Genomic DNA, 25,744 nt, shown 5'->3' with positions numbered 1-25,744 from the left:
GTATTCACCGTGCTCAACAAACTCTCTCGTCTGCTGGATCAGGCAGGTATTTCGCTCACCGATCACCAGAAAAATCAGCTGGTGGCCTATGTCGATATGCTGAACAAATGGAACAAAGCGTACAACCTGACTTCAGTACGTGACCCCAACGAGATGCTGGTACGCCATATTCTCGATAGCATCGTGGTTGCCCCGTGGCTGAAAGGTGAGCGTTTTATCGACGTGGGTACGGGACCTGGTTTACCGGGCGTTCCGCTGTCGATTGTTCGCCCTGAGAGCCACTTCACGCTGCTGGACAGCCTTGGCAAGCGCGTGCGCTTTTTACGTCAGGTACAGCATGAGCTGAAGCTTGAAAACATCACGCCCGTGCAGAGCAGGGTAGAGGAGTTCCCGGCAGAGCCGCCGTTTGACGGTGTTATCAGCCGCGCGTTTGCTTCGCTCAATGATATGGTGAGCTGGTGTAAGCACTTGCCGGCAGAGAATGGCCGCTTTTATGCGCTGAAAGGGCAGTTGCCAGGCGATGAGATTGAACAGCTCCCGGACGGTTTTGCTGTTGAATCCATCGAGAAATTACACATTCCTCAGCTCGATGGGGAGCGTCATCTGGTGATAATTAAGCCAAACAATTTTTAAAAAATTAATAAAAAATGTGGAATTTGTGCTTTTCTTCGCATGTTAAAAAACAGCACAACTACCGGGGATTTACCGGTGAGCTTTTAACCTCTTTTTCACTAAGGTTTTTCTTCAGGTTAACCTGGCCACTTTTATTCACCGAGAAGATAGTCATCTGTGAAAATATAAGTCTGCTAAAAGTGGGAGGCAGTAACCAGAACGCAATGTTAATTGTTTATTAAGAATGTCAATAAAACGTTTTTATTGTGTACTGGGCTGTTTTGAAAATAGTTACGACGTTTTGCTTTTAATTTCATAAAGTTAAATTTATGCGATTTGCGCCTTTGATAAATACAACCTTATCGCAAATGTGTGTTTTGTGATCTCGTGCACGCTTTATCGCCAACGTTTTCGCGCTGTTTGCAGTTTTGGTCGAAGGTTGACGCTTTCAGCGAAAGTTAAAAAATAGCGGTGGGGAAAAATATTTAAACATTTATTCACCTTTTCGCTACTTAATGTTTGAAATCACGGGTGCGCACCGTATAATTTGACCGCTTTTTGATGCTTGACTCTGAGCCTTAAAGGACGTTTTATACGACACGCGGCATACCTCGAAGGGAGCAGGAGTAAAAACGTGATGTCTGTGTCGCTCTTGAGTAGAAACGTTGCTCGTAAGCTTCTGTTCATTCAGTTTCTGGCTGTGATAGCAAGTGGACTGCTGTTTAGCCTCAAAGACCCCTTCTGGGGCATCTCCGCCGTGTGCGGGGGTTTGGCGGTTGTGCTGCCAAACGTGTTGTTTATGATTTTTGCCTGGCGTCATCAGGCGCATACACCCGCCAAAGGCCGCGTGGCCTGGTCCTTCGCCCTCGGCGAAGTGTGTAAGGTGTTGCTGACCTTTGCTCTACTGGTGATGGCGCTGGCGGTTTTGAAAGTGGTCTTCATGCCGCTGATAGCAACGTGGGTTTTGGTGCTGGTGGTACAAGTTCTGGCTCCAGCTGTAATCAATAACAAAGGGTAAAAGGCATCATGGCTTCAGAAAATATGACGCCGCAGGATTACATAGGTCACCATCTGAATAACCTTCAGCTGGACCTGCGTACATTCTCGCTGGTGGATCCACATAACCCCCCGGCCACCTTCTGGACGATCAACATCGACTCCATGTTCTTCTCGGTGGTTTTGGGTCTTCTGTTCCTGGCCATGTTCCGCGGTGTTGCTAAACGAGCGACCAGCGGTGTACCAGGGAAATTCCAGACCTTCATCGAAATGATCATCGGCTTCGTCCATGGCAGCGTCAAAGACATGTACCATGGTAAGAGCAAGCTGATTGCTCCGCTGGCCCTGACCGTGTTCGTTTGGGTCTTCCTGATGAACCTGATGGACCTGCTGCCAATCGATCTGCTGCCGTTTATCGGCGAGCATATCTTCGGCCTGCCTGCGCTGCGTGTTGTACCGTCTGCGGACGTGAACATCACCCTGTCGATGGCGCTGGGCGTGTTTATCCTGATTCTTTTCTACAGCATCAAAATGAAAGGCGTAAGCGGCTTTGTGAAAGAGCTTACCTTGCAGCCGTTCAACCACTGGGCGTTTATTCCGGTCAACCTGATCCTGGAAGGCGTTAGCCTGCTGTCCAAACCTGTTTCACTGGGTCTGCGACTGTTTGGCAACATGTATGCGGGTGAGCTGATTTTCATTCTGATCGCGGGTCTTCTGCCGTGGTGGTCACAGTGGATTCTGAATGTGCCATGGGCCATTTTCCACATCCTGATCATTACGCTGCAAGCCTTTATCTTCATGGTTCTGACGATCGTCTATCTGTCGATGGCGTCTGAAGAGCACTGATTTTTTACCAACACTACTACGTTTTAATTGAAACAAACTGGAGACTGTCATGGAAAACCTGAATATGGATCTGCTGTACATGGCTGCCGCTGTGATGATGGGTCTGGCGGCTATCGGTGCTGCGATCGGTATCGGCATCCTCGGGGGCAAATTCCTGGAAGGCGCAGCGCGTCAACCTGATCTGATTCCTCTGCTGCGTACTCAGTTCTTTATCGTTATGGGTCTGGTGGATGCTATCCCAATGATCGCTGTAGGTCTGGGTCTGTACGTGATGTTTGCTGTCGCGTAGTAGTAGTTTTAAAACCCTAAGCCACAGAAATTAAAGAGGTATTGTGCTGTGAACATGAACGCAACAATCCTCGGCCAGGCCATCGCGTTTATTCTCTTTGTCTGGTTCTGCATGAAGTATGTATGGCCGCCTTTAATGGCTGCCATCGAAAAACGTCAGAAAGAAATTGCTGACGGTCTGGCTTCTGCAGAACGCGCTAAGAAAGATTTGGACCTTGCACAGGCCAACGCGACAGACCAGCTGAAAAAAGCGAAAGCTGAAGCTCAGGTAATCATTGAACAGGCTAACAAACGCCGTTCTCAGATCCTGGACGAAGCCAAAGCTGAAGCAGAACAGGAACGTACTAAGATCGTGACACAGGCTCAGGCAGAAATTGATGCTGAGCGTAAACGTGCTCGTGAAGAACTGCGTAAGCAGGTTGCGATTCTGGCTGTTGCTGGCGCCGAGAAGATCATCGAACGTTCCGTGGATGAAGCTGCTAACAGCGACATCGTGGACAAACTTGTCGCTGAACTGTAAGGAGGGAGGGGCTGATGTCTGAATTTGTTACGGTAGCTCGCCCCTACGCCAAAGCAGCTTTTGACTTTGCTGTCGAACACCAAAATGTCGATCGCTGGCAGGATATGCTGGCGTTTGCCGCTGAGGTGACGAAAAACGAACAAATGGCTGAGTTGCTTTCCGGTGCGTTAGCACCTGAAACTCTCGCCGCGTCGTTTATCGCCGTGTGCGGAGAGCAACTGGATGCCAACGGCCAGAACCTGATTAAGGTGATGGCAGAAAATGGTCGTCTCCGTGTGCTCCCGGATGTTCTCGAGCAGTTTGAGCACTTACGTGCCCTTAGTGAAGCAACCGCTGAAGTCGAAGTGACTTCTGCGACTGAACTGAGTAATGAACAGCTTGCGAAAATCACCGCCGCGATGGAAAAACGTCTGTCACGCAAAGTTAAGCTGAATTGCAAAATCGATAAGTCTGTAATGGCAGGCGTAATCATCCGTTCGGGTGATATGGTCATTGATGGCAGCGTACGCGGCCGTCTTGAACGCCTTGCAGACGTCTTGCAGTCTTAAGGGGACTGGAGCATGCAACTGAATTCCACCGAAATCAGCGAACTGATCAAGCAGCGCATTGCTCAGTTCAGTGTTGTGAGTGAAGCTCACAACGAAGGTACTATTGTTTCTGTAAGTGACGGTGTTATCCGCATCCACGGCCTGGCCGATTGTATGCAGGGTGAGATGATTTCCCTGCCGGGTAACCGTTACGCTATCGCACTGAACCTGGAGCGCGACTCCGTAGGTGCAGTTGTGATGGGTCCATACGCTGACCTCGCCGAAGGCATGAAGGTTAAGTGTACTGGCCGTATTCTGGAAGTGCCGGTTGGCCGTGGCCTGCTGGGTCGCGTTGTTAACACCCTGGGTGCGCCAATCGACGGTAAAGGTCCGGTTGAGCACGATGGCTTCTCCCCAATCGAAGTTATCGCACCAGGCGTTATCGACCGTCAGTCCGTAGATCAGCCTGTTCAGACAGGTTATAAGTCCGTTGATGCCATGATCCCAATCGGTCGTGGTCAGCGTGAACTGATCATCGGTGACCGTCAGACCGGTAAAACCGCGATGGCTATCGACGCCATCATCAACCAGCGTGACTCCGGCATCAAATGTGTGTACGTGGCTATTGGCCAGAAAGCGTCCACCATTTCTAACGTGGTTCGTAAACTGGAAGAGCACGGCGCACTGTCTAACACCATCGTTGTGGTAGCAACCGCGTCTGAATCTGCTGCACTGCAATACCTGGCACCATACGCCGGTTGCGCAATGGGCGAATACTTCCGTGACCGCGGTGAAGATGCGCTGATCGTATACGATGACCTGTCTAAACAGGCTGTTGCTTATCGTCAGGTTTCCCTGCTGCTCCGTCGTCCACCTGGACGTGAAGCGTTCCCTGGCGACGTATTCTACCTCCACTCTCGTCTGCTGGAGCGTGCTTCCCGCGTTAACGCGGAATACGTCGAGAACTTCACCAAAGGTGAAGTGAAGGGTAAAACGGGCTCTCTGACCGCTCTGCCGATCATTGAAACCCAGGCGGGTGACGTTTCTGCGTTCGTTCCGACCAACGTAATCTCCATTACCGATGGTCAGATCTTCCTGGAAACCAACCTGTTTAACTCCGGTATTCGTCCGGCGGTTAACCCGGGTATCTCCGTATCCCGTGTTGGTGGTGCTGCTCAGACCAAGATCATCAAGAAACTGTCCGGTGGTATCCGTACCGCGCTGGCACAGTATCGTGAACTGGCTGCGTTCTCTCAGTTCGCATCCGATCTGGACGAAGCAACCCGTAAACAGCTGAGCCACGGTCAGAAAGTGACCGAGCTGCTGAAGCAGAAACAGTACGCACCAATGTCTGTTGCTCAGCAGGGCCTGGTACTGTTCGCGGCTGAACGCGGTTACCTCGAAGATGTGGAACTGGCGAAAATCGGTAGCTTCGAAGCCGCTCTGCTGGCTTACGTCGACCGTGATCACGCTCCGCTGATGCAAGAGATCAACCAGACCGGTGGCTATAACGACGAAATCGAAGGCAAGCTGAAAGCTATCCTCGATTCCTTCAAAGCAACCCAATCCTGGTAATCGTCCGGCGGCTTGTCTCAGGACAAGCCGCCTGGCATTGAGGAGAAGCTCATGGCCGGCGCAAAAGAGATACGTAGTAAGATCGCAAGCGTCCAGAACACGCAAAAGATCACTAAAGCGATGGAGATGGTCGCCGCTTCCAAAATGCGTAAATCGCAGGATCGCATGGCGGCCAGCCGTCCTTATGCAGAAACCATGCGCAAAGTGATTGGTCACCTTGCAAACGGTAATCTGGAATATAAGCACCCTTACCTGGAAGAACGCGACGTTAAGCGCGTGGGCTACCTGGTGGTGTCGACCGACCGTGGTCTGTGTGGCGGCTTGAACATTAACCTGTTCAAAAAACTGCTGGCGGATATGAAAGCATGGTCTGAAAAAGGCGTTCAGTGCGATATCGCAATGATCGGCTCTAAAGGCGTCTCTTTCTTTAACTCCGTTGGTGGCAACATTGTCGCTCAGGTGACCGGTATGGGTGATAACCCGTCCCTGTCCGAACTGATCGGCCCGGTTAAAGTGATGTTGCAGGCCTATGATGAAGGCCGTCTGGACAGACTGTACGTTGTCAGCAACAAATTCATTAACACCATGTCTCAGGTTCCAACGCTCACTCAGATGCTGCCGTTACCGGCATCAGAAGATGACGAGCTGAAGCAAAAAGCCTGGGATTACCTGTATGAACCCGATCCGAAACCGCTGCTGGATACCCTGCTGCGTCGTTACGTTGAATCTCAGGTTTATCAGGGCGTTGTAGAAAACCTGGCCAGCGAGCAGGCCGCACGAATGGTGGCGATGAAAGCCGCGACCGATAATGGCGGCAGCCTGATTAAAGAGCTGCAGTTGGTTTACAACAAAGCTCGTCAGGCCAGCATTACTCAGGAACTCACCGAGATCGTCTCGGGGGCCGCCGCGGTTTAACCAGGTTTACGAATTACGTAGAGGATTCAAGATGGCTACTGGAAAGATTGTCCAGGTAATCGGCGCCGTGGTGGACGTCGAGTTCCCTCAGGACGCCGTACCACGCGTGTACGACGCGCTTGAGGTACAGAATGGTAACGAGAGCCTGGTGCTGGAAGTTCAGCAGCAGCTCGGCGGCGGTATCGTGCGTACCATCGCGATGGGTTCTTCCGACGGTCTGCGTCGTGGTCTGGAAGTTAAAGACCTTGAGCACCCGATTGAAGTCCCGGTAGGTAAAGCAACACTGGGTCGTATCATGAACGTATTGGGTCAGCCAATCGACATGAAAGGCGACATCGGTGAAGAAGAGCGTTGGGCTATCCACCGCGCAGCACCTTCCTACGAAGAGCTGTCCAGCTCTCAGGAACTGCTGGAAACCGGTATCAAAGTTATCGACCTGATGTGTCCGTTCGCGAAGGGCGGTAAAGTTGGTCTGTTCGGTGGTGCGGGTGTTGGTAAAACCGTAAACATGATGGAGCTGATCCGTAACATCGCGATTGAGCACTCCGGTTACTCCGTGTTTGCGGGCGTAGGTGAACGTACTCGTGAGGGTAACGACTTCTACCACGAAATGACCGACTCCAACGTTCTGGACAAAGTATCCCTGGTTTACGGCCAGATGAACGAGCCACCAGGAAACCGTCTGCGCGTTGCGCTGACCGGTCTGACGATGGCTGAGAAGTTCCGTGACGAAGGCCGTGACGTTCTGCTGTTCGTTGATAACATCTATCGTTACACCCTGGCCGGTACGGAAGTATCTGCACTGCTGGGTCGTATGCCTTCAGCGGTAGGTTATCAGCCTACGCTGGCGGAAGAGATGGGTGTTCTTCAGGAACGTATCACCTCTACCAAAACCGGTTCTATCACCTCCGTTCAGGCGGTATACGTACCTGCGGATGACTTGACTGACCCATCTCCAGCAACCACCTTTGCTCACTTAGACGCAACCGTGGTACTGAGCCGTCAGATCGCGTCTCTGGGTATCTATCCGGCCGTTGACCCGCTGGACTCCACCAGCCGTCAGCTGGATCCACTGGTTGTGGGTCAGGAACACTACGACACCGCGCGTGGCGTACAGTCCCTGCTGCAGCGTTACCAGGAACTGAAAGACATCATCGCCATCCTGGGTATGGATGAACTGTCTGAAGAAGACAAACTGGTGGTAGCACGTGCGCGTAAGATCCAGCGCTTCCTGTCCCAGCCGTTCTTCGTTGCGGAAGTATTCACCGGTTCTCCGGGTAAATACGTTTCCCTGAAAGACACCATCCGTGGCTTTAAAGGCATTATGGAAGGCGAATACGACCACCTGCCAGAGCAGGCGTTCTACATGGTTGGTTCCATCGAAGAAGCCGTGGAAAAAGCCAAAAAACTTTAACGCCTTAATCGGAGGGTGATATGGCAATGACTTACCACCTGGACGTCGTCAGCGCAGAGCAACAAATGTTCTCTGGTCTGGTCGAGAAAATCCAGGTAACGGGTAGTGAAGGTGAACTGGGTATTTTCCCGGGTCACGCACCGCTGCTCACCGCCATTAAGCCTGGTATGATCCGCATCGTTAAACAGTTCGGTCACGAAGAGTTTATCTATCTGTCCGGCGGCATTCTTGAAGTGCAGCCTGGCAGTGTGACCGTTCTGGCCGATACCGCTATCCGTGGCCAGGATCTCGACGAAGCGCGAGCCCTGGAATCGAAGCGTAAGGCTGAAGAGCACATTAACAGCTCTCATGGTGACGTGGATTACGCTCAGGCGTCTGCGGAGCTGGCCAAAGCGATCGCGAAACTGCGCGTTATCGAGTTGACCAAAAAAGCGATGTAACACCGGCTTGAAAAGCACAAAAGCCAGTCTGGATACCAGGCTGGCTTTTTTTTTCGGCCTTAATTCATGATGAAAAAGATGTAGAATTTTAAGCATCAAACGTTTTTACTTCACACTCAAACTACCGTCAGGATGCGTATGTCAAACAGTGCGATGAGCGTGGTGATCCTTGCCGCTGGCAAAGGGACCCGCATGTATTCCGATCTGCCTAAGGTGCTCCACACGCTTGCAGGAAAGCCAATGGTGCAGCATGTCATTGATGCAGCGAACGAACTGGGTGCCAGTCAGGTCCACCTGGTCTACGGCCACGGCGGCGATCTGCTTAAAAAGACGCTGAGCGATGACAGGCTCAACTGGGTGCTTCAGGCCGAACAGCTGGGCACAGGCCATGCGATGCAGCAGGCTGCGCCTTTCTTTGCAGATGACGAAGACATTTTGATGCTCTACGGCGATGTCCCGCTGATCTCCGTTGAAACCCTGACTCGCCTGCGTGAAGCCAAACCGCAGGGCGGCATCGGTTTGTTGACCGTCGTGCTGGACGATCCAAGCGGTTATGGCCGCATCACCCGTGAAAACGGCAACGTCACGGGTATTGTTGAGCACAAAGATGCCAGCGACGAACAGCGCCAGATTCAGGAGATCAACACCGGTATCCTGATTGCCAACGGCGCGGATATGAAGCGCTGGCTGTCCAGACTCGACAACAACAACGCGCAGGGTGAATACTACATCACCGACATCATTGCGATGGCGTACCACGAAGGGCGTGAAATTGCCGCCGTTCATCCGGCGCGCATCAGCGAAACGGACGGCGTGAACAACCGCCTGCAGCTTTCCCGTCTTGAGCGTATTTATCAGTCCGAGCAGGCCGAAAAACTGCTGCTTGCGGGCGTGATGCTGCGCGATCCGGCGCGTTTCGATCTGCGTGGTTCGTTATCTCACGGGCGTGACGTTGAAATTGATACGAACGTTATCCTCGAAGGTCACGTCACGCTGGGCAATCGCGTCAAAATTGGCGCCGGCTGCGTGATTAAAAACAGCGTCATCGGCGACGACTGCGAAATCAGCCCGTACAGCGTGGTGGAAGATGCCCGTCTGGATGCGGCATGCACCATCGGCCCGTTTGCGCGTCTGCGCCCGGGCGCTGAGCTGCTGGAAGGCGCTCACGTGGGTAACTTCGTGGAAATGAAAAAAGCGCGTCTGGGTAAAGGCTCGAAAGCCGGTCATCTGACCTATCTGGGCGACGCGGAAATTGGCAATAACGTGAATATTGGTGCAGGGACTATTACCTGTAACTATGACGGCGCGAATAAGTTTAAAACCATCATCGGTGACGACGTGTTTGTTGGCTCCGATACGCAGCTGGTGGCGCCTGTTACCGTGGGTAACGGGGTGACCATTGCCGCGGGAACAACCGTTACGCGCGATGTGGCCGAGAACGAGCTGGTGTTAAGCCGCGTTCCGCAGGTCAGCAAGCAGGGCTGGAAACGCCCGGAGAAGAAAAAGTAACAACAAGGCGGGTGGCGCTACGCTTACCCGCCCTACGATTGAGTAGGCCTGATAGGCGTAGCCGTCATCAGGCAAACCCGGGAGAGGAGATAAATATATATTTCCCCCCATAAGCAGTACCCATAAAAATAACCCCACTCTCTACAAGGCTCGGGGCGCCCGGAAAGGGTAAATACAGGTCAGCGACAACGCAGGCATAATGCCTAAATTCGGAATCTAAAATTATGTGTGGAATTGTTGGCGCAGTTGCGCAGCGTGATATTGCTGAAATCCTTCTCGAAGGTTTACGTCGTCTGGAATACCGTGGTTACGACTCAGCCGGTCTGGCTGTCGTCGATGCAGAAGGTCATATGACCCGTCTGCGTCGTCTCGGTAAAGTGCAGATGCTGGCCCAGGCCGCGGAAGAACATCCGCTGCACGGTGGGACCGGTATTGCTCACACCCGCTGGGCGACGCACGGCGAACCGTCTGAAGGTAACGCGCACCCGCATGTGTCTGAACACATCGTGGTCGTGCACAACGGCATTATCGAAAACCACGAACCGCTGCGCGAAGAACTGAAAGCGCGCGGCTACACCTTCGTCTCTGAAACTGACACCGAAGTGATTGCTCACCTGGTGCACTGGGAGCTGGAGCAGGGCGGCACGCTGCGTGATGCGGTTCTGCGTGCTATCCCTCAACTGCGCGGTGCGTACGGTACGGTGATCATGGATTCCCGCGATCCGTCCACATTGCTGGCAGCGCGTTCCGGTAGCCCGATGGTTATCGGTCTGGGCATGGGCGAAAACTTCATCGCTTCTGACCAGCTGGCGCTCCTGCCGGTTACCCGTCGCTTTATCTTCTTGGAAGAGGGGGATATCGCGGAAGTGACCCGTCGCAGCGTGACCGTATTCGATACCAAAGGCGAGCAGGTAAAACGCCAGGAGATCGAATCTAACCTGCAGTACGACGCGGGCGACAAAGGCGCTTACCGTCACTACATGCAGAAAGAGATTTACGAGCAGCCAAACGCCATCAAAAACACGCTGACCGGGCGCATCAGCCACGGTGAAGTGGATCTGAGCGAGCTGGGCGCAAACGCGAACGAACTGCTCGGCAAGGTCGAGCATATTCAGATCGTGGCCTGCGGCACCTCATACAACTCCGGTATGGTTTCTCGCTACTGGTTTGAATCCCTGGCGGGCGTGCCGTGCGATGTGGAAATCGCGTCTGAATTCCGCTATCGCAAATCCGCGGTGCGTCGTAACAGCCTGATGATCACCCTTTCCCAGTCTGGTGAAACGGCGGATACGCTGGCAGCGCTGCGTCTGTCTAAAGAGCTGGGTTACCTGGGCTCTCTGGCTATCTGTAACGTTCCTGGCTCATCGCTGGTGCGTGAGTCCGATCTGGCGCTGATGACCAAAGCGGGCACCGAAATCGGTGTGGCCTCTACCAAAGCGTTTACCACTCAGCTGACCGTTCTGCTGATGCTGGTGGCGAAGCTGGCGCGTCTGAAAGGTGAAGATGCGTCCGTTGAGCACGACATCGTTCACGGCCTGCAGGCGCTGCCGAGCCGTATTGAGCAGATGCTGTCTCAGGACAAACGCATCGAAGCGCTGGCGGAAGATTTCTCCGACAAACATCACGCCCTGTTCCTGGGTCGTGGCGATCAGTATCCGATTGCGCTGGAAGGCGCGCTGAAGCTGAAAGAGATCTCCTACATTCACGCTGAAGCCTATGCGGCTGGCGAGCTGAAGCACGGCCCGCTGGCGCTGATTGACGCGGATATGCCGGTCATCGTTGTGGCACCAAACAACGAACTGCTGGAAAAACTGAAGTCTAACATCGAAGAAGTGCGCGCCCGCGGCGGTGTTCTGTACGTCTTCGCCGACAAAGATGCCGGTTTTGTCAGCAACGACAACATGCATATCATCGAGATGCCGCATGTGGAAGAGGTGATTGCACCAATCTTCTACACCGTTCCGCTGCAGCTGTTGGCCTATCACGTTGCGCTGATCAAAGGTACCGACGTTGACCAGCCGCGTAACCTGGCGAAATCGGTTACCGTAGAATAATCCCTTCAGGCTCCACCTTCGGGTGGAGCTTTTTTATCCTGCCCGGCTTGTTCTTCATCAATCCTTTCTCGTTTTTAATAATGACAATTTGTCATCTTCAGCTACTTTTTTCAGTGTCACATAAAGAAAATATTTCTGAAAACGCCTTGTCATAAAAGCGTCTAACGCGATGAAAAATAAGCTTTCTTTTGCTTATTTTTAAGTGAAATTTACGTTGTCATAAAACTGTCATAATTCGTACATTTATCTGTCACCTGTTTGTCCTATTTTGCTCATCGTAGCCACTAAACAACGATTTACGAAAATCTTGCAGGAGACATTATGAAAGTTATGCGTACCACTGTCGCAACTGTTGTCGCCGCGACCTTATCTCTGAGCGCGTTCTCTGTATTTGCAGAAGCAAGCCTGACTGGCGCTGGTGCAACCTTCCCTGCGCCGGTGTATGCCAAATGGGCGGATACCTACCAGAAAGAAACCGGTAACAAGGTTAACTATCAGGGTATCGGCTCCTCCGGTGGCGTTAAACAAATTACCGCGAACACGGTTGATTTCGGCGCATCAGACGCTCCGCTGTCTGATGACAAACTGGCTCAGGAAGGCCTGTTCCAGTTCCCTACCGTGATCGGTGGCGTGGTCCTGGCCATCAACCTGCCGGGCGTGAAGTCGGGTGAGCTGGTGCTGGACGGCAAAACGCTGGGTGACATCTACCTGGGCAAAATCAAAAAATGGGATGACGAAGCGATCGCTAAACTCAACCCAGGCCTGAAGCTGCCTTCTCAGAACATCGCCGTGGTTCGCCGCGCGGATGGTTCCGGTACCTCTTTCGTGTTCACCAGCTACCTGGCAAAAGTGAACGAAGAGTGGAAATCTAAAGTCGGCTCCGGCTCTACCGTTAACTGGCCAACCGGTCTGGGCGGTAAAGGTAACGACGGTATCGCCGCGTTCGTACAGCGTCTGCCTGGCTCAATTGGTTACGTAGAGTATGCGTACGCCAAGCAGAACAATCTGTCCTACACCAAACTGGTTTCAGCCGACGGCAAACCGGTTAGCCCAACCGAAGAGAACTTTGCTAACGCCGCGAAAGGCGCTGACTGGAGCAAATCCTTCGCGCAGGATCTGACTAACCAGAAAGGCGAAGGTGCGTGGCCAATCACCTCTACCACCTTCATCCTGGTTCACAAAGAGCAGAAGAAACCTGAGCAGGGCGCCGAAGTGCTGAAGTTCTTCGACTGGGCGTACAAAAACGGCGGCAAACAGGCTAACGCTCTGGATTACGCCACCCTGCCGGACAACGTGGTTGAGCAGATTCGCGCTGCATGGAAAACCAACGTGAAAGACAGCAGCGGTAAAGCGCTGTACTAACAGGATATATTTAACGAAGATGGCGGGTGGCGCTGCGCTTACCCGCCCTACGGTTTAAGCTGTAGGCCCGGTAAGCGTTAGCGCCACCGGGCATATTCGTAAAAACGTCTCAAACAGAAGAGTAATTTATGGCTGCAACCAAGCCTGCATTTAACCCTCCGGGTAAAAAAGGTGACATGATTTTCAGCGCGCTGGTGAAACTGGCTGCGCTGATTGTGCTATTGCTGCTGGGCGGCATTATCGTGTCTCTGATTTTCTCCTCATGGCCGAGCATCCAGAAATTCGGTTTTTCCTTCCTGTGGACCAAAGAGTGGGACGCGCCGAACGACATCTACGGTGCCCTGGTGCCGATTTACGGCACGCTGGTGACCTCGTTCATCGCCCTTCTGATTGCGGTTCCGGTGAGCTTTGGTATTGCCCTGTTCCTGACGGAGCTGGCGCCGGGCTGGCTGCGACGCCCGCTGGGTATTGCCATCGAACTGCTGGCGGCTATTCCAAGTATCGTTTACGGCATGTGGGGTCTGTTCATCTTTGCTCCGCTGTTCGCAACGTATTTCCAGGAACCGGTCGGTAACGTGCTTTCCGCTATTCCGTTTGTGGGGGCCCTGTTCTCTGGCCCGGCTTTCGGTATTGGCATTCTGGCGGCAGGTGTGATCCTCGCCATCATGATTATTCCTTACATTGCGGCGGTCATGCGCGATGTCTTCGAACAAACGCCGGTGATGATGAAAGAGTCGGCCTACGGCATCGGCTGCACCACCTGGGAAGTTATCTGGCGCATTGTCCTTCCGTTCACCAAAAACGGGGTGATCGGGGGCGTGATGCTGGGTTTAGGTCGTGCGCTGGGTGAAACCATGGCGGTCACCTTTATCATCGGTAACACCTACCAGCTCGACAGCGCGTCGCTCTACATGCCGGGTAACAGTATTACCTCGGCGCTGGCGAATGAATTTGCGGAAGCGGAATCGGGGCTGCACGTGGCGGCGCTGATGGAGCTGGGTCTGATTCTGTTCGTTATCACCTTCATTGTTCTGGCGATTTCCAAGCTGATGATTATGCGCCTCGCTAAAAATGAGGGAGCACGCTAATGGCAACTCTCGAAATGCAAGCAACCGCTGAACTGGCGGAATCCCGCCGCAAAATGCAGGCCAGACGCCGCGTGAAAAACCGTATTGCCCTGTCGCTCTCTATGGCGACGATGGCATTCGGCCTGTTCTGGCTGGTCTGGATCCTTTTCTCGACGGTCGTTCGCGGGATTGACGGCATGTCACTGTCGCTGTTCACCGAAATGACGCCGCCGCCGAACACGGCGGGTGGTGGCCTGGCGAACGCCCTGGCGGGCAGCGGCCTGCTGATCCTCTGGGCGACGGTCTTCGGCACGCCGCTGGGCATCATGGCGGGCATCTACCTGGCAGAATACGGGCGTAAATCCTGGCTGGCTGAAGTGATTCGCTTCATCAACGACATTCTGCTCTCAGCCCCGTCTATCGTCGTGGGTCTGTTTGTTTACACCGTGGTGGTGGCGCAGATGGAACACTTCTCCGGCTGGGCGGGCGTCATTGCGCTGGCGCTGCTGCAGGTGCCGATTGTTATTCGTACCACCGAGAACATGCTGAAACTGGTGCCGGACAGCCTGCGTGAAGCGGCTTATGCGCTGGGTACGCCGAAATGGAAGATGATCTCTGCGATTACGCTGAAGGCGTCCGTCTCCGGGATCATGACAGGTATCCTGCTGGCGGTAGCGCGTATCGCGGGTGAAACGGCGCCGCTGCTGTTTACGTCCCTCTCCAACCAGTTCTGGAGCACGGACATGATGCAACCGATCGCCAACCTGCCGGTGACGATCTTTAAATTTGCGATGAGCCCATTCGCGGAATGGCAGCAGCTGGCCTGGGCCGGGGTGCTGATCATTACCCTTTGCGTACTGTTGCTGAACATTCTGGCGCGCGTCATTTTCGCGAAGAAGAAACACGGTTAATTTTTTACGGCGCGGCAGCTCGCGGCGCCGAATGAGGAAATGAGTCAATGAGTATGGTTGATACTGCCCCGGGTAAGATTCAGGTTCGTGATTTGAACTTCTACTACGGCAAATTCCATGCCCTGAAGAACATCAACCTGGATATCGCGAAGAACCAGGTCACGGCATTTATCGGTCCGTCAGGTTGTGGGAAGTCCACGCTGCTGCGTACCTTTAACAAAATGTATTCGCTCTATCCGGAGCAGCGCGCTGAAGGTGAAATCATCCTGGACGGTGAAAACATTCTGACCCAGGCTCAGGATATCGCCCTGCTGCGCGCCAAAGTGGGGATGGTGTTCCAGAAACCCACGCCTTTCCCGATGTCAATTTATGACAACATCGCCTTTGGCGTGCGTCTGTTTGAAAAACTCTCCCGTGCCGATATGGACGAGCGCGTGCAGTGGGCTTTGACCAAGGCCGCATTATGGAACGAAACCAAAGATAAGTTGCACCAGAGCGGTTACTCTCTCTCCGGCGGTCAGCAGCAGCGTCTGTGCATTGCGCGCGGTATTGCTATTCGCCCGGAAGTGTTGCTGCTGGATGAGCCGTGTTCAGCGCTGGACCCGATCTCAACCGGCCGTATTGAAGAGCTGATCACCGAGCTGAAGCAGGATTACACCGTGGTTATCGTGACCCATAACATGCAGCAGGCTGCACGTTGTTCCGATCACACGGCGTTTATGTACCTGGGCGAGTTGATTGAGTTCAGCGATACGGACGCGCTGTTCACCAGGCCCGCGAAGAAACAAACCGAAGATTATATTACTGGCCGCTACGGTTGATTTGCCTTAGTGCATGTGGAGAAACCATGGACAACCTCAATCTTAATAAACACATTTCCGGCCAGTTCAACGCAGAGCTGGAAAGCATTCGCACCCAGGTAATGACCATGGGCGGCATGGTCGAGCAGCAGCTTTCTGATGCGATTACTGCAATGCACAATCAGGACAGCGAGCTGGCGAAGCGCGTCATTGAAGGCGACAAAAACGTCAACATGATGGAAGTCGCTATCGACGAGGCCTGCGTGCGCATTATCGCGAAGCGTCAGCCGACGGCGAGCGACCTGCGTCTGGTGATGGCGATCATCAAAACCATCGCCGAGCTGGAACGTATTGGCGACGTTGCGGATAAAATCTGCCGCACCGCGCTGGAGAAGTTCTCTCAGCAGCACCAGCCGCTGCTGGTCAGCCTGGAGTCGCTGGGCCGCCACACCGTACAGATGCTTCATGACGTACTGGATGCCTTTGCGCGAATGGATCTTGACGAAGCGGTGCGTATCTACCGTGAAGACAAGAAGGTCGACCAGGAGTATGAAGGCATCGTGCGTCAGCTGATGACCTACATGATGGAAGATTCCCGTACGATCCCAAGCGTACTGACCGCCCTGTTCTGCGCGCGCTCCATCGAGCGTATCGGCGACCGCTGCCAGAACATTTGCGAATACATCTTTTACTTCGTGAAAGGTCAGGACTTCCGTCACGTGGGCGGCGACGAGCTGGACAAACTGCTGGCGGGTAAAGATCCGAAAGAGTGATTTTACCCTCACCCTAATCCTCTCCCACAGGGAGAGAGGACAATTCGGTTTTCTCCCTCTCCCCTGGGGAGAGGGTCGGGATGAGGGGGGAAACTCAGCGAGTAATATTCCACCCGCGTGCCTTCCACAGCGCTGGCAACTGCGCCAGATCGGTAAAGGTCGTCACGTTCGGATGATCGATCGGCTTGTTGTGCGGGTCGGCGCAGAAGTAAAACACCTCCATCCCCGCATCAATCCCTGACTGCGCGCCCGCAGACGAGTCATCCACCAGAATGCAGTTCTCTACGTTGACGTTCATTGCTTTTGCCGCATGAAACATCAGCGCCGGGTCTGGCTTCCAGCGCTGGATATCGTAGCCGCTGAACAGTTTTTCCGGGAAATGGTGCAACATCTCAAGCTTGCCCAGCGAATGCTGCATTTTGCTGACCGGGCCGTTAGAGACGACGCAGACAGGCACCGTCATCGCATCCAGCAGCGCGTTTGCGCCCGGAATGACCTCCAGCTCCGAATCAAACAGGCGTGCGACCTCGGCGCGGTACACCGGTTCCAGATCGGCTTTCGCCAGATCCACACCGTGTTCCCGGTTAATGATGTCGATGATCTCGTAGAGCTTCACGCCCTTAAAGCGTTTAAACACCTCTTCGAGCTCCAGCGTAATGCCAAATTCCTTGAACATAGTGACATACGCGCGGGAACAAATGACCTCACTGTCGACCAGCGTACCGTCGCAGTCGAAAAATACCGCTTCAATTCCGGACATGCCTTTCCCTTTTAACAAGTTTAACGTTTACGTACGGCAGTTCGCCGGGACGCAATCGTTGCCGTATAAGCAAAATCAATGAAAAAAGTATCACGTAACCGCCACTATTGTCGCATTTTGGTATAGGATAGCGACGAATTTTCCCTCCTTGTTCGGAATTGATGATGAGTCAACAACACACTACCCAGAAGTCTGGTCAGGGTCTGCTTGAGCGCGTTTTTAAACTGCGCGAGCACGGCACAACGGCACGCACCGAAGTGATCGCTGGTTTCACCACCTTCCTGACGATGGTCTATATCGTTTTTGTGAACCCTCAAATTCTGGGCGTTGCTGGCATGGATACCAGCGCCGTCTTTGTAACCACCTGCCTGATTGCGGCCCTTGGCAGCATTCTGATGGGTGTGTTCGCTAACCTGCCGGTTGCGCTGGCACCGGCGATGGGCCTGAATGCGTTCTTCGCATTCGTGGTTGTTCAGGCGATGGGGCTGCCGTGGCAGGTTGGCATGGGCGCCATCTTCTGGGGCGCGGTTGGCCTGCTGCTGCTGACCATTTTCCGCGTGCGTTACTGGATGATTGCAAACATTCCCGTGAGTCTGCGCGTGGGCATCACCAGCGGTATCGGTCTGTTCATCGGGATGATGGGGCTGAAAAACGCCGGCGTTATCGTGGCGAACCCGGATACGCTGGTGAGCATCGGTCACCTGACCTCTCATAACGTGCTGCTGGGCGTGCTGGGCTTCTTTATCATCGCGATCCTGGCTTCCCGCAATATTCACGCGGCGGTGCTGGTCTCCATCGTGGTCACCACCCTGCTGGGCTGGATGCTGGGCGACGTTCACTATAACGGTATTGTCTCCGCGCCACCGAGCGTCTCTACCGTGATTGGTCATGTCGATCTGGCGGGTTCCCTGAACCTGGGCCTGGCGGGCGTGATTTTCTCCTTCATGCTGGTCAACCTGTTTGACTCCTCCGGCACGCTGATTGGCGTGACCGACAAAGCGGGCCTGGCGGATGAAAAAGGCAAATTCCCGCGCATGAAGCAGGCGCTGTTTGTGGACAGCGTCTCCTCTGTGACCGGTGCTTTTATCGGAACCTCGTCCGTTACCGCGTACATTGAATCGTCTTCCGGCGTGTCCGTGGGAGGCCGTACCGGCCTGACGGCGGTGGTCGTGGGTATTCTGTTCCTGCTGGTGATCTTCCTCTCTCCGCTGGCGGGTATGGTTCCACCGTATGCGGCAGCCGGCGCGCTGATCTATGTGGGGGTGCTGATGACCTCCAGCCTGTCTCGCGTGAAGTGGGATGATTTAACCGAAGCGGTGCCGGCGTTTATTACCGCCGTGATGATGCCGTTCAGCTTCTCGATTACCGAAGGTATCGCGCTGGGCTTTATCTCTTACTGCGTAATGAAGATCGGTACCGGCCGCTTCCGCGACCTCAGCCCATGCGTGATTGTTGTGGCGCTGCTGTTTGTGCTGAAGATTGTGTTTATTGATGCCAAATAAACAGCAAGCCCTTTTCGAAGAAAAGGGCTTTAGTGTTTGCACCCTCTCCCGTGGGAGAGGGCTGGGGTGAGGGCATCAGGCCGCAATAAGCTTACGCCTTCACCCGCTTAATATAATCCCCAAACGCCGTCAGCTGGCCAGACAGATGATCGCGCGTGCTCTGATCCACCACTTCACCCGTTTGCGGGTCGACCTTGTTCTGAATCACACCACCCATAAATTCCGGCTTGTTCATGACCATCGCATCCAGGAATACCAGGATCTGGCGTAGATGATACTGGCAGCGCGCGCCGCCAATCGCGCCCATTGAGCTGGTCTGGATCAGCACCGGCTTACCTGCCAGCGGCTGCTCAGGTAAACGGGACAGCCAGTCGATGGCATTCTTCAGACCACCCGGAACCGAATAGTTATACTCCGGCGTGACGATGACCACGCCGTCGGCCTGGCGGATCTGCTCCGCCAGCGCCTCAACGCTCTGCGGAAAACCCTCTTCCTGCTGTACGTCAGCGTCATACAGCGGAATATCGCCAATAGACGGCAGGGCGCTAATTTCCATTCCTGCCGGTGCCAGCTGTGGCAGCGTGCGGGCAACCATCCCGTTAAATGAACCTTTGCGCAGGCTTCCCAGTAACGTAACTACTTTCAACGTATCAGACATGATTACTCCTGTTTCATCATGATGACCCTGATCGGATCAGCTAAGGGTGAATGCTTTTTCTGCCGGTAAACTGGTTAAACGCATCAGGCGTGCGGCGGGCTCGTTGGCGCGCTCGGGCACATCAGGAAGGCTACGCCATCCCTGTTGGCTGTCAAATTCCCAGATTTTCATGCGTTCGATGGCGGGGGTAACCGCAATGGACCAAATGAGCACATCCTCTGCGTCGCTGAGCGCCTCTACCAGCGTGGCCTGAGTGGCGCGCAGACGTCCGGAGCCTGGAAGCAGTTGCAGCATGCTGGCGTCGTCTGAGGCGCATCCACAGAGCTTGCGAATGCTCTGGCGCAGGGTAATGAGCTGTGCTCGGGCTTCGACAGGATCGTTCTGGTTGCGTACCCACAGCTTCTCATTGCTGGAGAGCGGATAGTCTTCATGCGCATTACCGCCATGGAAGCTGCGCGTCGCGCGCTGAAGTTCCATATCCAGCCCACAATCCCCTTCGGTGGTCAGCGCGACGCCAATGATATTGCCCGCGTAGGCAATCGAAAAACGAGGGAGATCCGGGTCGGCAAAGACCGGGCGGCCTTCGGGTTGGGTAATGATGTCCGGCAGCTCGCTGGTGCCGTACAGCATAAACAGCAGTTCTGCGAGAAGCGCTCTGGACGCTAAAAACCGCGTTCTGCGGTGTTCCGGAAGAGTGAGTGCTTCACTGTGACAGGCTGAAGAAATTCTTGCCGATACGAGACGTCCTTCCGTAAGTATCCCTCTTGCAAAGTGCGTAGCCATTTTTCGCTCCTTGATAATGGTCGTAATCGGTTAAACGGTTACATGATTATCGCTTAACTTGACTCCTGTTTTAATCAGTAAATGGGAGTAAGAGAAGCCTCAGGACCGAACTTTACATTTTCTTAGGCAAAAATTGGATCGCTGGCACCGTACAGCGCCTTGATGGTTTCCCGCAGCCAGAGGATTTTCGGATTATGGCTGTTCCGTTTATGCCAGATCAGCGTGAAGGGAACGGTAAGCTTTTCAGCCTGCGCTTCGTCAATGGGAATGGGCAGTGCGATCAGCTTCCGCTGGTGGAGTTGATTGTAGTGATGACAGTAGTGCGGAGCCGTGGCGATATAGTTGTGACCGGGCTGGGCCGCCATAAACATCGACTGCTCAAAGCCCGGCACGCTCATGGCAATGTTTCTCTCCCGACCCATCTCCTTTAGCACTTCGTCCAGTGCCCAGGTGTCGCTGCGTTCCCAGAAGATGCTGATGTGCGGGTAGCGCAGGAAGGTCTCAAGATTCCATTCGTCCTGTAGCGCGGGGTGATCCTCACGCAGATACACGCACGGACGGTCGCTGAACAGGATCTCATAGTCGATGAACCACGGCATTAGCTTCAGCAATTCACGCGATCGCGGGTGCGTTTCGCGTCCGGTGAATCCCAGATCCACCTCTCCACGCGTAATGGCGTCCAGCGAGTCATAATCCCAGTGACGCATCTTCACCGTAGCCTGCGGATAGCGCTGGTTCACCTGCTCCAGCAGGGCGTTAAAGCGGATCAGCATCAACGGCGTTTCGGCGGCCAGCACGAACGTTAGCCCGCCCGGGGAATCATGGTGAAATTTATCGAGGATCTGGTTGCCGATTTGCATCCAGTCAGCCAAATCCTGCTCGAGGCTTACCGTCAGCGGGGTCGGCAGCAGCCCCAGCGGCGTTTTGACAAACAGCGGGTCGTCAAACCAGTCACGCAGCTTGGCCAGCGATTTACTCACCGCAGACGGCGTCACGTTCATCCGCTTCGCCGCTTTGGTGACGCTGCGCTCCTGCAGCAAAAGCTGCAGGCACAGCAACAGGTTAAGATCGAGACTGCTGATGGGCTTCTTCATAATGCGCCGCGGGCTGGATGACCATAAGTAAGGTGATGCACAGTATGCTACAGCCAATCAGAACCCCGATCAGCATATTCAGCGCGTTAAGCCCGATGACCGCCGCCAGCCAAATCCACAGCGACGAGCCGCAGACTTGCGCAATTCCCAGCACCGAGCTTGCCACGCCTGCCCGCAGCGAGAAAGGGCCAAGCGCCTGGCTCATCGCCACGCCAAAGCCAACCGAGAACCCGGCACAAATAAGGGTAATACCCGCCAGCATCACCGCATGCGAGCTGGTGGTTGCCAAGATCGCGCCAGCCGTGAGGAATAAAACCTGTGAGGTCAGCATCAGCGTGCGCTGGCTGAAAACATTTAGCGCAAACGGGGTGGAGAACGAGACTGCCATACTGACCATGGCGGTTAATGCCATCACCATTGAATACTCACCCCGATCGAAGCCCATGGTCTCCATCAGTAAAACCGGGGAAACGTTTACATAGGTCAGGATCACCGCCACGCTTAACGTGGTCACGGCCAGACGACTGAGGAAAAAGCGGTTAAGCAGCTTCTCGGCTGGGTGAATAGTTGCGGTATGACCGGTATTCTGCGAGCCCGGGTGGGTCTCTTTCAGCACGGCGATAGACAGGATAAACACCAGCGCGCCCATCGCCGCCATGGTCCAGAACAGGCTCTGCCACGGGAATTTCAGCATGATCAGATATCCCACGACCGGGGCCAGCACCGGGATAATGCAGGTAATACCGTTCAGCATCGAAAGCACCTTAGCGCGACGCTGGGCGCTTAAGGTATCGCGCAAAATGGCAAACGCGACGACATAGCAGCCACCGGCGCCAATGCCCTGGATAAACCGTCCGGCCAGGAACAAGGTGCTGCTTTGCGCCTGTGAGCAGAGAAGAGAGGCCAGGGCAAAAATGATGGCGCCGCTTATCGCGACGGGTTGACGGCCTGCCTTATCCGCGATCTTCCCGGCAAAGACCATAGACGACGCCATTCCCGCGAGGTAGGCCGAAAACGCGATGTGCAGCTGCGCTTCGCTGGCGCCCAGATCGCGGGCGATGTGCGGCAATCCCACCAGATACATATCAATGCCGGACGGATAAAGCAGAACTAAAGCGAAACTACAAAACAGAAAACGCGCCATAAACCCCCCATAGATGCAGGCATGCAGGATAGGGGGTGAAAAGGGATTAGGCGAGTTGCCATTTGGACAATGGTGATTTCCCTGGAGGAAATCACCATCAGCGATCGGGCCTTACTTACCGATACAGAAGCTCGAGAAAATCCGTCCCAGCAGATCGTCCGACGTAAACTCCCCGGTGATCTCGCTCAGATTCTGCTGCGCCAGACGCAGCTCTTCCGCCAGCAGTTCACCCGCCCACGCGCCGATCAGCTGCGCTTTACCCTGAACAAGGTGGTTTGCCGCCTCTTCCAGCGCCTGCAGGTGACGACGACGCGCCAGGAAGCCGCCTTCCATGCTGGTATCAAAGCCCATGCTCTGCTTGAGATGGTTACGCAGGTCGTCAACGCCTTCACCGGTACGCGCCGACAGGCGAATCAGTGAGTGACCATTCACATCGCTGATGCCCAGCGTTTCGCCGGTGACGTCCGCTTTGTTACGCACCACGGTGATGGGCAGTTTAGCCGGCAGACGGGCGATAAAGTCTGGCCAGATCTCAGCCGGGTCAACGGCGTCGGTCGTGGTGCCGTCCACCATAAACAGCACGCGGTCGGCCTGCTCGATCTCCTGCCAGGCACGTTCGATACCGATGCGCTCAACCTCGTCGCTGGCATCGCGCAGGCCGGCGGTGTCGATGATGTGCAGCGGCATGCCGTCGATATGGATATGCTCGCGCAGTACGTCGCGGGTGGTTCCGGCAATGTCGGTGACGATCGCCGCTTCACGGCCCGCCAGGGCGTTCAGCAGGCTTGATTTCCCGGCGTTAGGGCGTCCGGCAATCACCACCTTCATCCCTTCGCGCAGCAGGCTGCCCTGGCGCGCTTCGGCGCGAACGGCGTCGAGATCGGCCATCACCTGGTTGAGCTGCGCTTCGATTTTACCGTCAGAGAGGAAGTCGATCTCCTCATCCGGGAAGTCGATAGCCGCTTCCACGTAGATCCTGAGGTGAGTAAGTGCTTCCACAAGGTGATTTACGCGGGCGGAGAATGCCCCCTGCAGCGAGTTCAGGGCGGAGCGGGCCGCCTGTTCAGAACTGGCGTCGATCAGGTCTGCAATCGCTTCTGCCTGCGCCAGGTCGAGCTTGTCGTTGAGGAAGGCACGCTCGGAGAACTCGCCCGGCTTCGCAATGCGCAGGCCAGGCAGGGTCAGGATACGTTTTAACAGCAGGTCGAGGATAACCGGGCCGCCGTGGCCCTGCAGCTCCAGCACGTCTTCGCCGGTGAAAGAGTTCGGGCCGGGGAACCACAGCGCAATGCCCTGGTCCAGCGGCGTGCCGTCGGTATCTTTAAACGGCAGGTAATCAGCGTAGCGCGGCTTTGGCAGTTTACCCAGCACCGCTTCGGCCACCTCGCGCGCCTTCAGGCCGGAGATACGCAGAATGCCTACACCACCGCGTCCCGGTGGGGTTGCCTGGGCGACGATAGTGTCGTTATGGCTCATGGTTGGTCTCGTTCAATACAAATAAAAAAGGCGGTCAATCGACCGCCCTTATTTTAGCGTTAACTTACCGAATCAGGACTTTTTCTTTTCGCGGCTATGCAGGCCACGTTTTTCCAGACCACGGTAAATCAGCTGCTGCTGGATGATGGTCACCAGGTTGCTGACGATATAGTACAGCACCAGACCTGACGGGAACCACAGGAAGAACACGGTGAAGATGACCGGCATAAAGGTCATGATCTTCTGCTGCATCGGGTCGGTCACGGTGGTCGGCGACATCTTCTGGATGAAGAACATCGTCACGCCCATCAGGATCGGCAGGATGTAGTACGGGTCCTGTGCGGACAGGTCATGGATCCACAGTGCGAACGGCGCGTGGCGCAGCTCAACGGAACCCATCAGCATGTAGTACAGCGCAAGGAAGATTGGCATCTGAATCAGCAGCGGGAAGCAGCCACCCAGTGGGTTTACTTTCTCTGCTTTATACAGGGCCATCATTTCCTGGCTCTGACGCTGTTTGTCATCGCCCAGACGCTCACGCATAGCCTGAATCTTCGGCTGCAGCATACGCATCTTCGCCATGGAGGTGTACTGCGCTTTAGTCAGCGGGTACATGATGCCACGAACGATGAAGGTAATAACGATGATGGAGAAGCCCCAGTTACCCAGGAAGCTGTGGATGAACTTCAGCAGCTTAAACAGCGGCTGAGAGATGAACCACAACCAACCGTAATCGACGGTCAGATCCAGGTGCGGCGCAACAGCGGCCATTTTGTCCTGAATTTCCGGGCCGACCCACAGGGTGCTTGCCATCTTACCGGTTTGACCCGGCTGAACCAGAACCGGCTGAGATTTGTAGCCGATGGCTGCAAGACCGTTGCCCAGGTTCGCGGTATAGAAGTTATTCGTACCGTCGTTGTTTGGGATCCAGGCCGTAGCGAAATACTGTTGCAGCATCGCAACCCAACCGCCTTTGGAACTAACGTTCAGGTTTTCGTTATCCGCAATGGTGTCGAATTTGTATTTCTCATACTTCGCGTCTGGCGTGGAGTACGCCGCGCCACGGAAGGTATGCAGCGCAAAGTTGCTGCTTCCGGTGTCACGGTGAGACGGCAGATTGATGGACTGCTTCAGCTGGCCAAAGGTAGACAGTTCCAGCGGTTTCGCACTGGCGTTCTGTACGCTGTAGCCCACGTTCACCGCATATTCACCGCGCTTCAGGGTGAAGGTTTTAGTGAAGGTGTTGCCTGCGGCGTCGGTATACGTCATCGGGATCGCGAGTTCGTTCTGACCATCAGCCAGCACAAAGGTGTCGCTCTCGACGGTATACAGTGGACGCGCACCGTTAGCCGGGTTATCCGGGCCATCACGACCGGTCAGGCCGCTCTGCGCCTGGTAGATAAACTCAGGCGTGGTTTCCAGTAACTGGAACGGTTCGTTAGACTTCAGCTCTTTCGGGTAGGTCAACAGCAGCGCCTGCTCAACATCACCACCACGGGTGTTGATTGTCAGCTCAAGCACATCGGTCTTAACCGTAATCTGTTTCCCCTGGCCACTGGCCGGTACGCCCTGGTCGGCGGCGCTACCCGCTGCGGTGGTCGTAGTCTGCGTGGTCTGCTGCTGGGGTTGAGGATTTTTATCCTGCTCCCATGCCTGCCAGATCATGAAAGACACGAACAACAAAGCGATGATAAGAAGATTGCGTTGCGAATCCATCG

Annotated in this window: 25 protein-coding genes; 18 read left to right on the top strand and 7 right to left on the bottom strand. The window is 54.6% G+C overall.

All coding sequences use genetic code 11. The features are described 5' to 3' along the window. Positions 1 to 9 precede the first annotated feature (9 nt). From rsmG to phoU, 17 genes are all read left to right on the top strand, one after another. Positions 10 to 633 carry a 16S rRNA (guanine(527)-N(7))-methyltransferase RsmG gene (gene rsmG, locus ACOTZC_RS15940; RefSeq protein WP_023309787.1) on the top strand — a complete coding sequence of 208 codons (624 nt, stop codon included), beginning with the start codon at positions 10 to 12 and terminating at the stop codon, positions 631 to 633. A gap of 616 nt (positions 634 to 1,249) precedes the next feature. Beyond that, positions 1,250 to 1,630, top strand: a complete 381-nt coding sequence (gene atpI / locus ACOTZC_RS15935; protein ID WP_008500194.1) for a F0F1 ATP synthase subunit I — start codon at positions 1,250 to 1,252, stop codon at positions 1,628 to 1,630. Between the two features lie 8 nt (positions 1,631 to 1,638). Beyond that, the gene (gene atpB / locus ACOTZC_RS15930) at positions 1,639 to 2,454 is read left to right on the top strand and encodes a F0F1 ATP synthase subunit A (protein WP_023309789.1); all 816 of its coding nucleotides are present in this window, start codon (positions 1,639 to 1,641) and stop codon (positions 2,452 to 2,454) included. Positions 2,455 to 2,503: 49 nt separating this feature from the next. Continuing rightward, positions 2,504 to 2,743 carry a F0F1 ATP synthase subunit C gene (atpE, locus tag ACOTZC_RS15925; RefSeq protein WP_000429386.1) on the top strand — a complete coding sequence of 80 codons (240 nt, stop codon included), beginning with the start codon at positions 2,504 to 2,506 and terminating at the stop codon, positions 2,741 to 2,743. A gap of 48 nt (positions 2,744 to 2,791) precedes the next feature. Beyond that, positions 2,792 to 3,262, top strand: a complete 471-nt coding sequence (atpF, locus tag ACOTZC_RS15920) for a F0F1 ATP synthase subunit B (RefSeq protein WP_014072436.1) — start codon at positions 2,792 to 2,794, stop codon at positions 3,260 to 3,262. A gap of 14 nt (positions 3,263 to 3,276) precedes the next feature. Then, entirely contained in the window at positions 3,277 to 3,810 is a 534-nt protein-coding gene (gene atpH / locus ACOTZC_RS15915; RefSeq protein WP_023309790.1) for a F0F1 ATP synthase subunit delta, read from the top strand. A 12-nt stretch (positions 3,811 to 3,822) separates the two neighbouring features. Continuing rightward, on the top strand, positions 3,823 to 5,364 hold the full coding sequence (atpA, locus tag ACOTZC_RS15910; protein WP_006808751.1) for a F0F1 ATP synthase subunit alpha: 1,542 nt from the start codon (positions 3,823 to 3,825) through the stop codon (positions 5,362 to 5,364). 51 nt (positions 5,365 to 5,415) lie between these two features. After that, entirely contained in the window at positions 5,416 to 6,279 is an 864-nt protein-coding gene (atpG, locus tag ACOTZC_RS15905) for a F0F1 ATP synthase subunit gamma (RefSeq protein WP_008500191.1), read from the top strand. Positions 6,280 to 6,310: 31 nt separating this feature from the next. Next, positions 6,311 to 7,693: a F0F1 ATP synthase subunit beta gene (atpD, locus tag ACOTZC_RS15900; RefSeq protein ID WP_003862362.1), complete on the top strand. Its 1,383-nt coding sequence runs from the start codon at positions 6,311 to 6,313 to the stop codon at positions 7,691 to 7,693. Between the two features lie 20 nt (positions 7,694 to 7,713). Next, positions 7,714 to 8,133, top strand: coding sequence for a F0F1 ATP synthase subunit epsilon (locus ACOTZC_RS15895; protein ID WP_003862360.1), 420 nt, complete (start codon positions 7,714 to 7,716; stop codon positions 8,131 to 8,133). Between the two features lie 138 nt (positions 8,134 to 8,271). Continuing rightward, positions 8,272 to 9,642 (top strand): bifunctional UDP-N-acetylglucosamine diphosphorylase/glucosamine-1-phosphate N-acetyltransferase GlmU, encoded by a 1,371-nt coding sequence (gene glmU / locus ACOTZC_RS15890; RefSeq protein ID WP_047173128.1) that lies wholly within the window; start codon positions 8,272 to 8,274, stop codon positions 9,640 to 9,642. Between the two features lie 224 nt (positions 9,643 to 9,866). Next, a complete protein-coding gene (gene glmS, locus ACOTZC_RS15885) occupies positions 9,867 to 11,696 on the top strand; it encodes a glutamine--fructose-6-phosphate transaminase (isomerizing) (RefSeq protein ID WP_023309792.1) in 1,830 nt (609 codons plus the stop codon). Positions 11,697 to 12,017: 321 nt separating this feature from the next. Then, the gene (gene pstS, locus ACOTZC_RS15880; RefSeq protein ID WP_008500186.1) at positions 12,018 to 13,058 is read left to right on the top strand and encodes a phosphate ABC transporter substrate-binding protein PstS; all 1,041 of its coding nucleotides are present in this window, start codon (positions 12,018 to 12,020) and stop codon (positions 13,056 to 13,058) included. A 128-nt stretch (positions 13,059 to 13,186) separates the two neighbouring features. Further along, positions 13,187 to 14,146 (top strand): phosphate ABC transporter permease PstC, encoded by a 960-nt coding sequence (pstC, locus tag ACOTZC_RS15875; protein ID WP_023309793.1) that lies wholly within the window; start codon positions 13,187 to 13,189, stop codon positions 14,144 to 14,146. After that, positions 14,146 to 15,036 (top strand): phosphate ABC transporter permease PstA, encoded by an 891-nt coding sequence (pstA, locus tag ACOTZC_RS15870; protein WP_047173129.1) that lies wholly within the window; start codon positions 14,146 to 14,148, stop codon positions 15,034 to 15,036. The genes pstC and pstA overlap by 1 nt, the downstream gene beginning before the upstream one ends. A gap of 47 nt (positions 15,037 to 15,083) precedes the next feature. Next, entirely contained in the window at positions 15,084 to 15,857 is a 774-nt protein-coding gene (gene pstB, locus ACOTZC_RS15865; RefSeq protein ID WP_010426574.1) for a phosphate ABC transporter ATP-binding protein PstB, read from the top strand. Positions 15,858 to 15,883: 26 nt separating this feature from the next. Then, a complete protein-coding gene (gene phoU / locus ACOTZC_RS15860) occupies positions 15,884 to 16,609 on the top strand; it encodes a phosphate signaling complex protein PhoU (RefSeq protein ID WP_008500182.1) in 726 nt (241 codons plus the stop codon). Between the two features lie 94 nt (positions 16,610 to 16,703). Here the strand turns inward: phoU and yieH are convergent, their stop codons facing one another. After that, positions 16,704 to 17,369: a 6-phosphogluconate phosphatase gene (gene yieH, locus ACOTZC_RS15855; RefSeq protein WP_023309796.1), complete on the bottom strand. Its 666-nt coding sequence runs from the start codon at positions 17,367 to 17,369 to the stop codon at positions 16,704 to 16,706. A gap of 164 nt (positions 17,370 to 17,533) precedes the next feature. Between yieH and adeP the strand changes: the two genes are divergently transcribed. After that, the gene (gene adeP, locus ACOTZC_RS15850; protein WP_421635873.1) at positions 17,534 to 18,871 is read left to right on the top strand and encodes an adenine permease AdeP; all 1,338 of its coding nucleotides are present in this window, start codon (positions 17,534 to 17,536) and stop codon (positions 18,869 to 18,871) included. 91 nt (positions 18,872 to 18,962) lie between these two features. Here adeP and ACOTZC_RS15845 read toward each other — a convergent pair whose 3' ends face one another. The 6 genes from ACOTZC_RS15845 to yidC all read right to left on the bottom strand — a co-directional run bounded on the left by ACOTZC_RS15845 (position 18,963) and on the right by yidC (position 25,742). Then, positions 18,963 to 19,529: an NADPH-dependent FMN reductase gene (locus ACOTZC_RS15845; protein WP_023309798.1), complete on the bottom strand. Its 567-nt coding sequence runs from the start codon at positions 19,527 to 19,529 to the stop codon at positions 18,963 to 18,965. A gap of 36 nt (positions 19,530 to 19,565) precedes the next feature. Next, entirely contained in the window at positions 19,566 to 20,312 is a 747-nt protein-coding gene (locus ACOTZC_RS15840) for a 4'-phosphopantetheinyl transferase family protein (RefSeq protein ID WP_023309799.1), read from the bottom strand. A 122-nt stretch (positions 20,313 to 20,434) separates the two neighbouring features. Next, positions 20,435 to 21,406, bottom strand: coding sequence for an HTH-type transcriptional regulator YidZ (yidZ, locus tag ACOTZC_RS15835; RefSeq protein WP_029741480.1), 972 nt, complete (start codon positions 21,404 to 21,406; stop codon positions 20,435 to 20,437). Then, positions 21,375 to 22,550 carry an MFS transporter gene (locus tag ACOTZC_RS15830; protein WP_126303969.1) on the bottom strand — a complete coding sequence of 392 codons (1,176 nt, stop codon included), beginning with the start codon at positions 22,548 to 22,550 and terminating at the stop codon, positions 21,375 to 21,377. Before ACOTZC_RS15830 ends, yidZ begins: the two co-directional genes overlap by 32 nt. A gap of 111 nt (positions 22,551 to 22,661) precedes the next feature. Then, the gene (mnmE, locus tag ACOTZC_RS15825) at positions 22,662 to 24,026 is read right to left on the bottom strand and encodes a tRNA uridine-5-carboxymethylaminomethyl(34) synthesis GTPase MnmE (protein WP_021242672.1); all 1,365 of its coding nucleotides are present in this window, start codon (positions 24,024 to 24,026) and stop codon (positions 22,662 to 22,664) included. A gap of 72 nt (positions 24,027 to 24,098) precedes the next feature. Further along, the gene (gene yidC, locus ACOTZC_RS15820) at positions 24,099 to 25,742 is read right to left on the bottom strand and encodes a membrane protein insertase YidC (RefSeq protein ID WP_045400466.1); all 1,644 of its coding nucleotides are present in this window, start codon (positions 25,740 to 25,742) and stop codon (positions 24,099 to 24,101) included. Positions 25,743 to 25,744: the final 2 nt, after the last annotated feature.

The sequence above is a fragment of the Enterobacter cloacae complex sp. SHL009 genome, assembly GCF_049237205.1.
Taxonomy (GTDB): Bacteria; Pseudomonadota; Gammaproteobacteria; order Enterobacterales; family Enterobacteriaceae; genus Enterobacter; species Enterobacter cloacae_M.
This window is presented reverse-complemented; position numbering and strand designations above follow the sequence as displayed.